This is a genomic window from Polluticoccus soli (genome assembly GCF_029269745.1).
Lineage (GTDB): Bacteria > Bacteroidota > Bacteroidia > Chitinophagales > Chitinophagaceae > Polluticoccus > Polluticoccus soli.
This window is the reverse complement of record NZ_JARJHT010000002.1, coordinates 181439-196386: the sequence shown is the minus strand read 5'-3', so window position 1 is coordinate 196386 and position 14948 is coordinate 181439. Positions and strand designations below refer to the sequence as shown.

The following is a 14948-nucleotide window of genomic DNA, read 5'->3' as shown; positions in this document are numbered from 1 at the left end:
ATAACGATAAAACTAAAAAGCCTCCTTATCGGAGGCTTTTTAGTTTTAGAAGCGATACTGCAATCGTATCGTTATTATGTTGTCTTTTATATCGTTGGTATAACCTTTGATCGCTGTGCTTTCGTTAGTCACATGATCGTAATACAGGAAGGTTTTTACGTGGGCGTTGAGGTACACAACAAAACCGCCGCCTATTGTGTTATACTTTACATCAGCCGCAGTAAATCCGCGCGATGCATTGATGTCGTTACCCTGTACTTTAGTATTAGGATCGTACCAGTCGTACTTCAACACCAGCTGCGCCCAGTCAACACCAAGGTGCTGCAGGTAATAGAAATACGCACCATTGAAAGAACGTGTGTACAGTGGCAAAAGTGCGTTTGTTGCAGTCACAGGGTAAGTACCCGGAGTTTCTGAAGTTGCAGCAGTAGCTGTTTGCTGACCTGCTATATATTCTGCACGGAACTCAGAATAACCTTTGCGGTTAGGTATTTTCAGCTGCGCATCGGCACCGTAGTATTTGCGTGGCGCTACATAATTGATATTGCTTTGAGAAGAATCGCCGATCATAGAAACAACGCCTTCGTTCTCTTTGGCTTCATATATCCATGGCGACTGGCTGGTGATACCACCCATATAACCTGATGCACTGGCAGACAGTGTCCATCCTGCTTTGTTGAGCTTACGCGGTTTCAATGAAACGCGACCGATCACGTCTTTGTGGCTGTCATACTCAGCCGGTCCGGCAAGGCCCTGGCCATTGAATACGCCGAGGTCTACTTTTAACCAACGGAAGTTCTGGCCTTTGCGCGGCTCAAAGGTACCCATCATACCAAGGTCACGCTCTGTCTTCATCAGTATCTGCGACATACGGCCACGTTCAGGGCTTTCACGTTCAGACGATGAATAGTTTGCTTCAAAACCCATGGGGCGGGCAAACATACCAGCCGTCAGGGCAAACATGTTGAGCTTGTTATCGTAGATACGTCCCCAGAAATCGCGGATCGCCACACCTTTTTCAGAACCATCGAACTGGAAAGCGAACAGGGCCATTGGCTCATTCTTGTCGTTCATGTGCATATAGTCGACACGGATACGGCCGCGGCGCAGCATGAAACGATTGTTTGAATTGGGGGCAAAATCGCCGCCAGCGTAGTTTTTTACTCCTTTGTCCTCGGCCCACTGAAATTGCGGCTGCATATAACCACCAAATTTCAGGCGATCGTGCGAACCATAAAGGGGATACAGACCTTTGCCTATCTGCGTGGTGGTATCCATCATATCGGTCAGGAACCTTTGCGCCATCGCCACATTGCCCATCATCACTAAAGAGAGCAGTACAATACTACGTTTCATTCTTTTTTGTTGAATTCGGGCGCAAAATTAGAACAAAGGGACGGGCTAAACCAAAGGATAACGCAGACTTAACTATTTGGTAATATTGGGGTCACAACTGAGTTGTAAGGCGCTACCAGAGCGGATATGCAAAGATACGAAATAACGTAATCAAAGCTTAACCGTTCCGTAATATTCAAGTTAAAACTGTTTTGTAAAAGCCCCGCCGACACCCTGTGTCTTTAAATAGTAAATAGTTGTTAAAAATCCATATCCGAAGAGCTTCGGCATGTGATTAGTTGTAATTTACAGGGCTTATAAACAATGAAAAGAACTAACGTATTCAGGGGCTTATATATTGCGCTGGGTTTGCTTTTTGCGGCTCCGGCGGCCTTTGCAGCCAAGATCTTCATACCTATGGACGCCGAGAACCAGGCCAACCACCTGAAGGCTTACGGCGTGACCTATGCCGCCCTGCAGCTCGGAATGGAGGCCGATTGGCTACTCAACTACGAAGGCGGCAGCTTTGCCATCGCCCAGAGCGATGCCATAGAGCGCCTCTGCAAGCTTCGCGGCGTAAGCTACCAGGTAATGAGTGATGCCCAATATCTCGGCATAGTTAATACGATCTCTAACCCTGACTATAACGGAGACGTCATAAAACTGGAAAAACCACCACGCATAGCAGTATACACCCCACCCGGCAAACAGCCCTGGGACGATGCAGTGACACTGGTGCTTACTTATGCCGAAATACCCTTCGACAAGCTGTATGATGAAGAGATGCTGGCGGATAAGCTGGCCGACTACGACTGGCTGCACCTGCACCACGAAGATTTTACCGGTCAGTACGGCAAGTTCTGGGCAGCCTACCGCAATGCAGCCTGGTACCAGGAAGACGTGAAGAACAACGAAGCGATAGCGGCTAAACACGGCTTCAGGAAGGTATCGCAGCTGAAGCTGGCAGTGGCCAAGAAGATACGCGATTTCGTATTAGGCGGCGGCTACCTGTTTGCTATGTGCTCGGCTACGGACAGCTATGATATAGCGCTGGCAGCAGAGAATACTGATATAGCCGATGTTCCATACGATGGCGATCCACCGGCAAGCAATGCGCAGCAAATGCTGGACTTCACCAAGACGCTAGCGTTCAAAAATTTTGAGGTATATACCAACCCGTACATGTACGAGTTCTCGAGCATAGACAATACAGATACAAGGCATGTACAGATGGATGTAGACTATTTCACACTGTTTACCTTCTCTGCAAAGTTCGACCCGGTGCCTAGTATGCTGTGCCAAAACCATACAACGACCATCAAAGGTTTTATGGGCCAAACCACCGCGTTCAAAAAACAAACGCTGAAGACCAGTGTGCTGGTTATGGGTGAATACCAACCAGCAGATGAAGCCCGTTATATACACGGTGAATATGGCAAAGGCACCTGGACATTCTACGGTGGTCACGACCCCGAAGACTACCAACACGCAATCGGCGACCCGCCAACAGAGCTGAGCTCGCATCCTCAGTCTCCTGGATTCAGGCTAATATTGAACAACGTGCTTTTCCCTGCGGCTAAGAAGAAACCGAGGAAAACTTAAACTACCGATCCAACTATATTAAAAAGGGTAAGCTGACCGCTTACCCTTTTGTTTTTTTAAGCTTTTTAGCCTGCGTATTTTCGTCTATTTCTTTCTGCGTCTTTTTCGGCAGCTTTGCTTTTATCAGTTCGTATGCCTGGTGGAGGTAGTGCTCCCATTCTTTTGGCTTGAGGGCGCTACGCTTTTCTACACCTACCCATTTATTGCGGGCCATGTAAGGCGCGGGTATGATATGCTGGCGCTCGCAGAGCAATTCAAAATCTTCATCGCTGGCTTTGAAGGTGAGGAATGAATCATCTTCCATACCCGAAACACAAAACATTTTTTCAGCCACCATAAAGCAGAGATGGTCTTCCCATTTGATGCCTTCATGCGCACCGGGAAAGCTGAGGCAGATAGAGCGGAGCTTTTCTGTATCCATGCCGTAAAGTTAATCGCAAAAAAGAAAAGGGCCGGTTTGTTGCCGGCCCTTTCATGTATTTTATGATCGCTAGCGGATCTTATATCTCAATCCAGCGTACACATTTCTGCCCATAACAGGTCCCCATATCATAGAAGCGTCGAAGCCCACATCGTAAGGATGCATGGCACCGATAATCGGCATGTGCTGCATATAATTGGTCAGATTCTCGCCGCCAAGGTAAACTTCAAAGTCTTCGGTAAAAGCTTTGCTGATCTGCGCATTCATTTGCACGAACGATGGTGACATTTCTCCATTGGTGAACGACATGTAGTGATGATCGTATACAGAAGGTATGCGCTTCTGCCCTACCCACTGAATGGTATAGTCAAACTTCCAACGATTGCGGGTTTCATAGCCCACATTAGCAAAAGCACGGTGTGCTGCTACCAACGGACGTTCTTTCAGTACGCCACTGTAAGTAGTTTTCACGTCATACCAACGATAGGCCAGGCGCAGGTCGAGGTTGTGGATCACTTCGTAATCGAACTGCGTTTGAAAGCTATTCGCGTACGATTTGCCCTCAAGGTTATAGAACCTTACATCGTGTGCGTCTTCCACATCTACCACTACCTGGTTCTGAAAATCGGTGCGGTAGAAATCGAAGCTGATGGCACCGTCGCGGTAGTCGAGCTGGAATTTCTGCGTGAGGTTGATCCCCGTGTTCCATGCGATCTCCGGTTCCAGTCCATAAGGATTACCGGGGATAGTGCTCTGAATAATGAAATTGCGGTTGCTGGCCATATACCCAATGTTCTCAGCCAGTATGTTTGCAGTGCGCTGCGCACGACCGATAGAAGCACGTATCGCAGTGCGCTTGAACGGCGCATAACGCACGTGTAGTCGCGGTGTAACGAAAGCGCCATAAATGTTATGGTAATCGCCACGAATGCCCGCTACGATATTAAACTTATCCAAGTGGCTGTACGAATACTCTGCAAACGCACCTGGTACTATCTCGTTGCGCGTGAACTGTTGCTTGGTTAGTTGCTCTTCATATTTATCAACCAATGTACTGGCACCAGCCTTTATGATGTGGTTGGTATTGCCGAGTATAGACTGGAAAATGAGGTTGGAATAGAAACTAGTCTGTGTGGCGTCATAATTCCTCTGCCCATAAATCGCATCCTGGTCGTGGTAGATGCCCGATAGCTGCAGCCCTATGCTTGTACCCGGCTTGTTAGGGAACATCTTGCCGATCTTGGCCCAGCCTTCAACCCTGCGAATATCCATTCGATAACCCCATGGGTTGCCGGGCTTTTGCTCAGTACCTTCTGTATAACTCTTTTCGCCACCAGTATTCGAAGAGTAGGTGCCTTTTACACCACCCTGTACTTCCCAGCTCTTCGGACCAAACCAGAACCAGCGATTGAGGCCAACGAAGTTTTTATCCTTCGGCTGATCAAGAAAGCCGTCACCATTCTGATCCACTTTCAGCCATTGCGACTTGCCGTGCAGCATGAAGTTGGTGGACAGCTTTTCGTTGAATTGTTTGCGATGAACGATGTTAGCTTCTGTACGGCCTTGTGTATTCTGGTACAGGTTGAGCAACCATTTTTCATCGGTCTCCTCAAAAGGCTTTTTTAGTTCTACGTTTATTTGGCCGGCTACGCTTTCATAGCCGTTCACTACACTGCCCGTGCCTTTGCTTAGTTGCATACCTTCTATCCATGCGCCAGGCGTAAAGGTCAACCCCGTTACCGAGGCAAGGCCGCGGGTATCAGGTATATTCTCGCGGGTTATCAGCGTATACGGCCCCGCAAGACCCAACATTTGTATTTGTTTGTAGCCCGACACAGCATCAGTAAACGCCACGTCAACCGATGGGGTAGTTTCAAAGCTTTCGCTCAGGTTGCAGCAAGCCGCTTTCAACAGCTCACGCTCGCTGATCAGCTCCGTTTTTATCGGGTTCATCAGGCTTATCTCTGTAGGACCCTTGCGTTTTTTAATTACTACTTCTTTCAAAGCGCGCGGCTGGGACAGCACAATATTTAGCGGTCCGTCACCAACCGCAATTGTATCAGTTGTAAAACCGATGTAAGAAACGACCAGCTTGCTGGCACCTACAGGGATTGAAAGGCTAAAATCGCCATTGGCATCAGTTTGCGCACCTGCGCTGTGATCGGGCAATTCCACGGTAGCACCTACTAGTTCTTCCTTTTTGCCTTTCTGATCTGTGCCGGAAACCCTGCCTGATACCTGGCGCATTTCCTGCGCATGAGCCTGCACGCCAATTAGCAATAAGCTGCTTAATAGCAGTTTACTTAAATATCTATTCATGTGGCCGAGAGGGTTTAGTCGTTACAAACGTGGTCTTTGTACTGGCAGCATGCCGGTAGGTTGTTATAAGCGGCTTTGTCAGCCTCTGCTTTCTCCGAGCTATAACCTACTTTAGCAACGCTGCCGAGAATGGCTTCCGCGTTCGTTTTAGAGGGTTTATATGTTACGGTCAGTTCGTGGCTTTCTTTATCCCACTCTGCACGTTTTACACCTTTAATGAATGCTGCATTCTCAATGCGTTTTTTGCACATCTTGCAGTTACCTTCAACTTTATACTTTTCGGTAACCACATCCTTTGCTGTTTCCTGCGCAAATACGAAAATAGAAGAAGTGATGATGGAGAGAAATACTATTAAACGTTTCATTATTTACTTATTAATGGTTATATAATTAAACACAATACTATTGGGTATAGTATGTGCTAACCATAATAAGTAAAACTGGAGTGAAGCTTGTATAACGGAATATGTTGCCAAAGCCCTGGTGGAGCATTGGGCATGTTTGCCCTAGCGGCAACGACTACCGTATTAACCACCGCTTCTGGTAAAACGAAATATTGAGGAAGAACAGCTTCAAAGCTGTTGTCAATCAACTTGAGCTTAAATGCCGCGACAAAATTCTGATCCTGCGAAACTTTGGCTGTAATTACTTCATCCTTGCAACACCCTCCTTCTTGTTTGGGTTCGTCGCTGCAAGTATCGTCTGCACAGCCATCACTTTCTGTGTATACATTCCACGACTCCAGTTGTTGCCCACAATAGTGCGCACTGATCATGATACCTGATACTGCTAGCAGGTAGATGAACATGACCGGTATGACAATGAGTCGTTTCATTCGCATGAAAGATAAGACAAAGTTAAAACTCAATGTGTTAACGAAACAAAAAATTGCCTTATAAGATTATGGTTGGTCGTTATATTATTCTGGTTTTCGGCCGAATGTTTAGGCAACATTCCATAGCAGCCATTACTTAAGTAAGTATTTTTTATAATACACCTGACTCTTTTTACCCTTTTGTACAGTGAATGCCATCATTACCGAACGCTCCTTATACTCTCTGAGTACAGGAAAATAGGCGACATCGGCCGCTGTCGTTATTGAGTCGGTAGATACCATCTTACCGTCTGGCGACCTGCGCTGTACCAGGACCATATTATTTGCGGCGTCGCCGCTCTTTACTACCTGGTCCCAGGCGATGAGCAGATCATTAGCACTTGTGGCCAAAATCTGGGGGTGCTTCGCCGTGGGCAGTGAGCTAACATTTTCTTTTGCCGAAAAGGTTTTACCACCTGTCAAATGATTGTAGAACACTCCGCTTCCCGTGCCCATAGTGTACCAGGCAAAATGCAACCCATTCTTGTTCTCTGCCATTGTGGGACCTGTGTGGGGACAGCCTTCAATGGCCCAGTTATCAACGCTGATCCTTTCAGGCGACAAAAAGGTTTTACCCTGGTCTATTGATACTATATGCACCATATCACGGATGCTATCTTCAATGATATCGCGAAACGCGGCGTGAATATTGCCCTTACTATCTACAAACAGATCGGTCCTGCAACAGGGACAACAAGACTCTGCTATCGGGTGTTCGCCGACAAACCTATTGTTTGCGTCAGCCACCGCATAAAACAGAGTAGAACCCTCTTTACCTTTTTTGAAGCGCGAATCCAGCCACAGAGCGGCCACCTCGCCTGATGGCAATACCTCCATATCAAAATACCGTTGGTCGTAACTGCTTGTGTCGCTCACAAGTGGAATAGCCTCGCTCCAGTCCTTGCCGCCATTTTTTGATACTGCATATGACACCAACCCGGAATACTTGTTTTTAGGACTGGGATTGGGAAGGCCCCACATGGCTATCAACGTACCATCTGGCTTGCAAACCACCTTGGGCAAATTTTCTCCGTGGGGATGCACACCCTTGCTTGCAGGGATCTCATAGGTCTGTGTAAACCGATCGCCTTCTTTATCTAAAACAGAATAGCACAGGATGGCATCTGTATCGTTAAGCTCTTTTATCCAGCTCATCGCCAGTCCGCCTTTATTATCCTTTGCCAAGAAGGGGCATGAAGAGGAGATGGTTGTATCCGTAGTTATGGGCTTCGCCTCTTGTGTGTTATCCGAAGAATTCCTGCACCCGAATGAGATCATTGCGAGTGCAGGAATAAGATATATTTTTTTCATAGGGTTAGTTACTGTTTTGACCAAAATGATACAACAGTCCGAACGCGAATATGCGCGGTGCCCCGGCACTGTATGAATCTTTGTTGCTTGACGAACGGGTTGCACTGTTGGCATACAGCTCATCGGTGAGGTTCAGCACATTTACATACCCTTCAATTTGCTTAAACCTGTAGCCTGTTCTGAGATTCAGTATTGAAACTCCTTTAAAGACGAGAGTTTTGTCATCATACAAATGCGTGTTCGCATCGTTCTTATACCATGGAGACATTCTCTGCCATTCAAGACCGATACGCAGACCTTTTACAAAGCGTGGTTTCAATGTAAGTTCTGCATTCGCGATGAATTTGGGAGCCTCAGGCATGTCGTTGCCATCAAAATCGGTCACTTCGCCACCCGATTTCTGCTGCACCGCATATTGCACGTATTTATGAACGGCGTTTGTTCCGCCCACCCTCAACGAGATGTCTTTTATCGGCGTGTACGTCACACTGTATTCGATACCCCTGTGTAGTGTTTTGCCTGCATTCCTATTTTCGGTTGAATTATCGGGTAATGTAAAACTTACGATCTCGTTATAACCATTGAGCTGATAAAGCGAAACATCGAGGTATATCTTACGTTCGTACAATGCCGCCCAGCCACCGATTTCGTAGTTATCGAAGTAAGCAGGTTTTAGGTTCGGAACTTTCTTGCCAAAGAACAGGTCAGACACCTGGGGAGCAGATAGCCCGCGGCTATAGTTAGCGTAGATGCCGCGGCCATTACCCAGGCTGTATATGGCACCCAGCTTGGGACTGAACGCATTATTGGTAATCACGGTATCGGGCACACCTGAGAATGCAGCCGTACTTAATTTGTTGTGGTAGTTGTAGCTGATCAGATCATAGCGCAGACCAGCAATAAATTTCAGTTTTTTTACAGGCGACAATTCATATTGCAACCAGGCGCCTGCATTTGACAAACCGGTGGTATAATTAGCCAGCAGTGAATCGTTGCGGTCGGTGTATGAAGTATAATATCCTGTTACGGTGTCGCGTGTAATGGCCAGGTAGTTGGCATTGTATCGGGTTGGAGCGTAATTGAAGGACACGCCACCAAAGATGGCTGACTTAAGAAAATCCAGTTTCACATTGTGTTGCACAACAGCTCCGTAGTTATCATAGGCATCTTCGTTCTCCTCGCCTGAAGCGCGCTGTTTGTTGATATTTTTGATCCTGTAGCGGGGCAACTGGCCAATGGTGTTATTGCCATAGTAAACGGTGGCTGATGACTGGTGTTTTTTGTTCCACTCTTTGTCCAGCGTTAGGCGGCCACGTGTCGCATTTACTTTTCGGTAGGAGAAATTGTTATTGCTCAGGTATTTTTTTGTGTAAAAACCTGCACTGTCTATGCTGCCTCCCGTTTCTGTGTTCAGATTGTTGGTAGTTACATAACCAGTCAGCCTGGTCTTGTTGGTAATATTGTAAACAGTTTTTAATGAGAGCGAGAGCTTATCAAAATCGCTGAACTCCTGCCAGCCGTCGCGTTGTTTGGCCAGGTAGCCGCCAACGCTTACGCCCAGCTTATCGGTCACATATGTACCGACGTAAAACTCTAACCTTTGGTATCCATAGTTATTGGCCTGCAATCCTATTTTGGCTGTAGGCGAGAAAGAAGGCGATTGGGTAATAAAGTTGACAGCTCCGCCCACAGCATTACTGCCATAGAAAGAAGATGCCGGCCCTTTCAACACCTCTATCGAACGTACGCCCAGCATGTTTACCTCTATCAGCTGGTTGTGGTTGAAGTTGCCAACTGGCGCGATGGGAATACCATCTTCCAGGTAGAGGAAATACGGACGTTTGGTCATCGGCTGGCGGATGCTCATCGCGTGCTGCTCGTTGCCGAGATCCTGCATGATAACACCCGGCACCTTATTCATCAACTCGCCCAGGCGCGTAGGATTGGTCTCCTGTATGGTTTTGGCAGTGATGGTGCTCACAGCCACAGCCTCATCGGTACGTGCGCGTTGCGCCCTCGATGCCGTTACTATGACATGTTGCAGCTCTGAAGCCGAAGGCTTGAGCTGAATGAGCATTCGCTCGTCACTTCCAGCTTTCAGCTTCAGTGTTGCGTAGCCCATATAAGAAAAAGTCAGGGAGTCGTCAGCAGAGGAAACGTTTATTGTGAATTTTCCCGATTGATCGGAATGAGTGGCTGCGGTTGTTTTTGCGCTATGAACGGTTACACCTGTTAATAATTCTTTGGTATTGGCATCCACCACCCTTCCGCTAATAGTTTGTTGTGCGAAGGCAGAGGTCATCATCAGCACGCATGCCGACGACAGCCAAAAAAGCTTAGTCATTGTTTAAGATTTTACATGTTACGGTGCCCTTTTACCAGTTTGGCAAAGGAGCTGCTACAATGAAAATCTGAATGACGGTGGATGGAAAATGTTCCTGATAAAATCGAGGAGAAGAAAATTATTCCTGGTTATGAACTTCGGCTTTATTACCGGTACTACCAGCAACGGAATGTGGATATCTGAATATTGGAAAAACAGGTTAACCTCCTGCCTTTCCTGCTGGCTTTGGGAGCTGCCTTTTTTGCCGCTCTCGTCTTCGGCCAGCTGTTTTTTCAGATGACACTTACCATTACAATGCAGTTTGGGCTTATTCCGGTTCTCACAAATATTTTTGGCTATGTATTCTTTGTTGAGAACATAATCTGCAACTATCAGCATTTTACTGACACTTTGTAAAAGCACCCCAAAGAATATCAATATGACGAGATATGGTCGCAATGTGTGAAGCCCGTTACTCTTTCAGACATCAAAACTACGTTAAAAGCAAGGCTATGCCATGAAAAAAATCATTAGTGTACATGATTATGGTCAGTAGCTCAGCTATACACTACAACTGATCAATGAACACTTCGCTACCCCAACGATTTGCAAACAAAAAATTGCTTTGTGAGATTATAAGCTTGTTTTACATTATTTTGGTATAATCATTTATAAACATACATCATTATTCATAGATCCAATGTTTCAAAACCGGGAAACCAGGGAAACCACCAGGATAGTAGCCCGCCATAGCAATATGAGTCGGCCCACAGGTGAAGCACTCTACAAAAAATACAGCCTGTTTGCCGATGGCAACGACTGGCGGCGCTTTGTGCCTATAGCACTGCTAAGCATAGGTGCTGCCCTGACCTTGTCAGGCATCGTCTTCTTTTTTGCGTACAACTGGCAAGACCTGCCCAAAGCCGCTAAAATAGCTATGGTGCAGGTGCTCATGATAGCTACTGCCTGCTACGGCATTTTTTCGTCCGGGAACAAAACTGCAAAGAACATAGCACTGATGGCCGCATCCATACTCACCGGGGCGCTTTTTGCCGTGTACGGCCAGATCTACCAAACGGGTGCAGATGCCTATGACTTCTTCCTCGGCTGGGCGGTGGCTATTGCCATCTGGGTGTTGGTGTCTGGATTTCCCCCCTTGTGGGCACTGGAGTTAATATTACTCAACCTGGTTACCGTACTATATGCTGAACAATCGAATATCGAATGGGATACATCCACGCTCTCGCTGATACTATTCATACTGAATGCTGTCCCGCTATTGATACTGGAAACACTAAGGTATTTTAAAAAACTACCCGAGCATTCCAGCTGGATGTTGAAAGCTACAGCAGTAGCAGCGGTGATAGCCATAACCACTACTGCTATACACATTATCTTCAGCAGAGAGAATGAAAGCGCAACTACGGCAACCTGGTTGTTTATAGTTGTGTTATTTCCGCTGGCTATGTGGCATAGCTTCCGCCAGCGCGAGCTTTTCTACCTGGCGCTGATACCGTTCGGTATTATTATCATCATCACCGCCTCGTTTTTGAAGGGAATAGACGACGGAGGACCGGCAACTTTATTCCTCGCAGGTGTTTTCGTTATAGGTTCTATCACAGCACTCACTTACAATCTTATACGTTTAAACCGCAAATGGCATGGAGCAGAACAAAACAATTGATGAAGTACTGCAGGACGCGGCCATTTTACAAGGCGGGGAACTCGAGTATAACCGCGAGCTGATAGACCACGACATGGCCCGCGAACATGCATCCATCTACGAAGGTTTGGGTGTTCGCATACTTTCTATCGTGGGTGGATTCCTGGCTTGCCTGTTTTTTATTGGATTCCTGTTCCTCGCTGGCGTTGTAAGGTCTGAAGGCGCAATGGGCGTATGCGGGGCATTGTTTGTCGTGGCTACGATCATCGTGGGTGCAACAGGCAAAAACAGGTTTCTCGACGGCGCATCGATCGCAATGTTACTTACAGGGCTTGGTCTATTAGGCGCCGGATTAAAGTTTACTACCGGCACTACGGCGGTCGTGTATATGGTGGCGGCTGTTGCAACCTTTGTGATGGTAAAAAACCAGCTACTTAGCTTCGTGGCTGTATTACTATTCTGGGGAAGCTTTGCATGGTTCCTTTCTCCATTTCCCGATACGATGTTGATGATGGTGCTACTCCTGCTGCTTGCTATAAGCTACACGCTGGTTAGCATTGCGGAGCCAAGGTTTATTACAGGCGGCAAGCTGCTGAACAATAAATACACGGCACTGCGGGCGGGTCTGCTATTCTCGTTCATCGGCCTGCTGATCGTGTCGCGGCATATGCATATATACAGCTACCTGATAGGCAACCGTTGGATCAGCTGGTGCATTGTGATCATTTGCATCATCATTACGCTATATCATATAGCCCAACAAACAGGCCTGCCGACCAAACAACTGGTGCTAATAACACTGGCCGTAGTTGTTGTCATGGCTCCATTCCTGTACGCCGCGGCTGTGCCGGGTTCGTTGCTGATACTATTACTGAGTGTACACACCCGTAACCGTACAGGCTTTGCTGTGGGCATTATGGGTATGCTATACTTTGTGAGCAGGTATTATTATGATCTCAACCAAACCTTGCTACTTAAGTCAGCAATACTTTTTGTACCGGGCTTGCTGTTCCTGGCAGCATGGTGGTTCACCAGAAAATTTCAACACAATGAGCAAGCTTAAGAAAATACTGCTGATAGTGAATCTTGCACTCATCGTAGTACTGTTCAACTTTTCGGTGTATAAAAAGGAGCAAACCTTACATAATGGCACGCTGGTGCTGATGCCCCTTGCGCCGGTCGACCCGCGCTCACTGATGCAGGGCGATTATATGCGGTTGAACTACAACTACGGAGAGGTCAATTCCGGGGAGCTGGCGAAACGCGGCTATTGCGTGGTGAAGCTGAACGATAGCAATGTTGCCACCGTAGTGCGCTTTCAACCATCAATGAAACCACTGGCAACTAATGAAAGACTGGTGAAGTATTTCGTCGGCTCAGCTGGTGTGCGTATAGGCGCAGAGTCGTATTTCTTTGAAGAAGGAACAGCTGATAAATATGCGGAAGCAAAATACGGTGCGCTGAGGGTAGATGATAAAGGGAATAGTGTATTGCACGGGTTGTATGATGAGAACAAGAGGTTGATAAAATAAGCATCTCGTTTGCCAAAAGCGGACGCTTGTATTAATGTGGTCTAAGCGGGGCGCTTAGACCAGTTCTATTTTTTACGTATTGTGAAGATGGTGCCCGATGAAACATCGCCATTGTTGTACATAGCATGCAGGAAATAAGTGCCGGCTGCCAGTTTGCTGGCTGATATTATCCGCCGTGCTATTCCACGCTCTACATTGAACGACATATTCATCATTTGCTTGCCTCCAGCATCGTAAAGAATGCACTGCATGGTGCCGCTGGTCATAAAACCTGTCTCTACGAAAATGCAATCACCCATTGGGTTTGGATAGACCTTTATTTTTTGATCAACATCGTCCAGGTCGCCTGTTGGCAATTGCGATTCATCGCCGCTTTGTACTTTGCCGTGTGCAACAAACATATCGTCGCTGGTTACTGTAACAGCAGGGATCAATTCGTGCTTTTGCCCCATAGCCACATGGGCGATATTGCTGGAAGAACTTACGCTTGCAGGCTGAGCGAAACCCAGCATAGGCAACAGACACAGCAGGCCTGCAAAGAACTGTTTCATAAAAAGTGATTTGGTTGATGGCCGTGTTAAATTCCTAATATAACCGCGCCACCATTTTAACAGATCCATAAAATCGCAGGGGGGATTTTTCAGCCGATGAGTGTAACTCATTCAATGTCTGAACACCAATGGAAATGCACGGGTAGATATTATTGGCTGCTTCAAACAACAGGGCGCTTAGCGCGGTTTTGGTTATTATTGCCGGTAGTATGATGAAGGATATTGTCATAAATGGTGTGGCATTAAAGGTGAATGAGGTCAGGATAGCGGAAGGCAGGCCGACGATCATCTTTCTGCACGACTCACTGGGGTGCATCGCGCTGTGGAGGGATTTCCCGGAAAAGCTGGGAGAGGCTACCAATTGCAATGTGCTGGTGTACGACCGGCAGGGCTATGGATGGTCTCAACCATTCAGGGGCAACGACCGCAGCAACGACTACATGGAGCTGGAAGCAGACGTACTGAACAGTTTAATCGAACAATGCGGCATTACTAAAGCCATACTCTTCGGTCACAGCGATGGCGGCACTATTGCACTGATAGCAGCTGCTAAGTACCCAGAGCGCATTATGGGTATCATTACCGAAGGGGCGCACATTTTTGTGGAAGACATCACCCTGCAAGGCATACGCGACGCTGTGCTCTCGTACCACACAACCAACCTGAAAGACCGGCTTGAAAAATATCATGGTGGTAAAACTGACTCGGTGTTCCGCGCATGGGCTGATACCTGGCTGAAAAAAGAATACCGCTCGTGGAATATCGAGCACTTCTTACCTAAAATAAACTGCCCGGTATTGGCAATACAGGGCGAAGGTGATGAATACGGCAGCATGGCACAGGTGGACGGTATCGTCAACCAGGTGGCGGGCAAAGCACGTAAGCTGATGATACGCGATGTAGGGCATACGCCACACAGGGAAGCAAGGGATGTGGTGATGCAGGAGTCGATAGGGTTTGTCAGGTTCATACTAGTCTATTGTTAATTCTTCATATACGTTGATAACTTTTGTTGCG

The 14948-nt window shown here is 47.1% G+C and carries 14 protein-coding genes; 5 read left to right on the top strand and 9 right to left on the bottom strand.

All coding sequences use genetic code 11. The features are described from left to right. Positions 1 to 45 precede the first annotated feature (45 nt). Complete coding sequence (locus P2W83_RS11435; RefSeq protein ID WP_276133870.1) at positions 46 to 1356, bottom strand: porin; 1311 nt, start codon at positions 1354 to 1356, stop codon at positions 46 to 48. A 303-nt stretch (positions 1357 to 1659) separates the two neighbouring features. Between P2W83_RS11435 and P2W83_RS11430 the strand changes: the two genes are divergently transcribed. Continuing rightward, positions 1660 to 2937 carry a hypothetical protein gene (locus tag P2W83_RS11430; protein WP_276133869.1) on the top strand — a complete coding sequence of 426 codons (1278 nt, stop codon included), beginning with the start codon at positions 1660 to 1662 and terminating at the stop codon, positions 2935 to 2937. Between the two features lie 40 nt (positions 2938 to 2977). Here P2W83_RS11430 and P2W83_RS11425 read toward each other — a convergent pair whose 3' ends face one another. The 7 genes from P2W83_RS11425 to P2W83_RS11395 all read right to left on the bottom strand — a co-directional run bounded on the left by P2W83_RS11425 (position 2978) and on the right by P2W83_RS11395 (position 10584). Then, positions 2978 to 3358, bottom strand: a complete 381-nt coding sequence (locus P2W83_RS11425) for an MmcQ/YjbR family DNA-binding protein (RefSeq protein ID WP_276133868.1) — start codon at positions 3356 to 3358, stop codon at positions 2978 to 2980. A 69-nt stretch (positions 3359 to 3427) separates the two neighbouring features. Beyond that, entirely contained in the window at positions 3428 to 5677 is a 2250-nt protein-coding gene (locus P2W83_RS11420; protein WP_276133867.1) for a TonB-dependent receptor plug domain-containing protein, read from the bottom strand. 14 nt (positions 5678 to 5691) lie between these two features. Continuing rightward, positions 5692 to 6042 (bottom strand): heavy-metal-associated domain-containing protein, encoded by a 351-nt coding sequence (locus P2W83_RS11415; RefSeq protein ID WP_276133866.1) that lies wholly within the window; start codon positions 6040 to 6042, stop codon positions 5692 to 5694. Between the two features lie 56 nt (positions 6043 to 6098). Then, complete coding sequence (locus tag P2W83_RS11410) at positions 6099 to 6512, bottom strand: HYC_CC_PP family protein (protein WP_276133865.1); 414 nt, start codon at positions 6510 to 6512, stop codon at positions 6099 to 6101. Between the two features lie 132 nt (positions 6513 to 6644). Next, positions 6645 to 7862, bottom strand: a complete 1218-nt coding sequence (locus tag P2W83_RS11405; protein WP_276133864.1) for a hypothetical protein — start codon at positions 7860 to 7862, stop codon at positions 6645 to 6647. Between the two features lie 4 nt (positions 7863 to 7866). Beyond that, the gene (locus tag P2W83_RS11400; RefSeq protein WP_276133863.1) at positions 7867 to 10206 is read right to left on the bottom strand and encodes a TonB-dependent receptor; all 2340 of its coding nucleotides are present in this window, start codon (positions 10204 to 10206) and stop codon (positions 7867 to 7869) included. A 54-nt stretch (positions 10207 to 10260) separates the two neighbouring features. Continuing rightward, positions 10261 to 10584: a hypothetical protein gene (locus P2W83_RS11395; RefSeq protein WP_276133862.1), complete on the bottom strand. Its 324-nt coding sequence runs from the start codon at positions 10582 to 10584 to the stop codon at positions 10261 to 10263. A 301-nt stretch (positions 10585 to 10885) separates the two neighbouring features. On the opposite strand from P2W83_RS11395, the gene P2W83_RS11390 reads away from it, so the two are divergent. The 3 genes from P2W83_RS11390 to P2W83_RS11380 are packed head-to-tail and all read left to right on the top strand — an operon-like array spanning position 10886 to position 13380. Further along, positions 10886 to 11869, top strand: coding sequence for a DUF2157 domain-containing protein (locus P2W83_RS11390; RefSeq protein ID WP_276133861.1), 984 nt, complete (start codon positions 10886 to 10888; stop codon positions 11867 to 11869). Beyond that, positions 11847 to 12911: a DUF4401 domain-containing protein gene (locus P2W83_RS11385; RefSeq protein WP_276133860.1), complete on the top strand. Its 1065-nt coding sequence runs from the start codon at positions 11847 to 11849 to the stop codon at positions 12909 to 12911. The genes P2W83_RS11390 and P2W83_RS11385 overlap by 23 nt, the downstream gene beginning before the upstream one ends. After that, complete coding sequence (locus P2W83_RS11380) at positions 12898 to 13380, top strand: GDYXXLXY domain-containing protein (RefSeq protein WP_276133859.1); 483 nt, start codon at positions 12898 to 12900, stop codon at positions 13378 to 13380. Before P2W83_RS11385 ends, P2W83_RS11380 begins: the two co-directional genes overlap by 14 nt. Positions 13381 to 13445: 65 nt before the next feature. On the opposite strand, the gene P2W83_RS11375 is transcribed toward P2W83_RS11380, so the two are convergent. Next, entirely contained in the window at positions 13446 to 13931 is a 486-nt protein-coding gene (locus tag P2W83_RS11375) for a T9SS type A sorting domain-containing protein (protein WP_276133858.1), read from the bottom strand. A 209-nt stretch (positions 13932 to 14140) separates the two neighbouring features. Here P2W83_RS11375 and P2W83_RS11370 point away from each other — a divergent pair, with 209 nt between their 5' ends. Next, entirely contained in the window at positions 14141 to 14917 is a 777-nt protein-coding gene (locus P2W83_RS11370; RefSeq protein ID WP_276133857.1) for an alpha/beta fold hydrolase, read from the top strand. Positions 14918 to 14948: the final 31 nt, after the last annotated feature.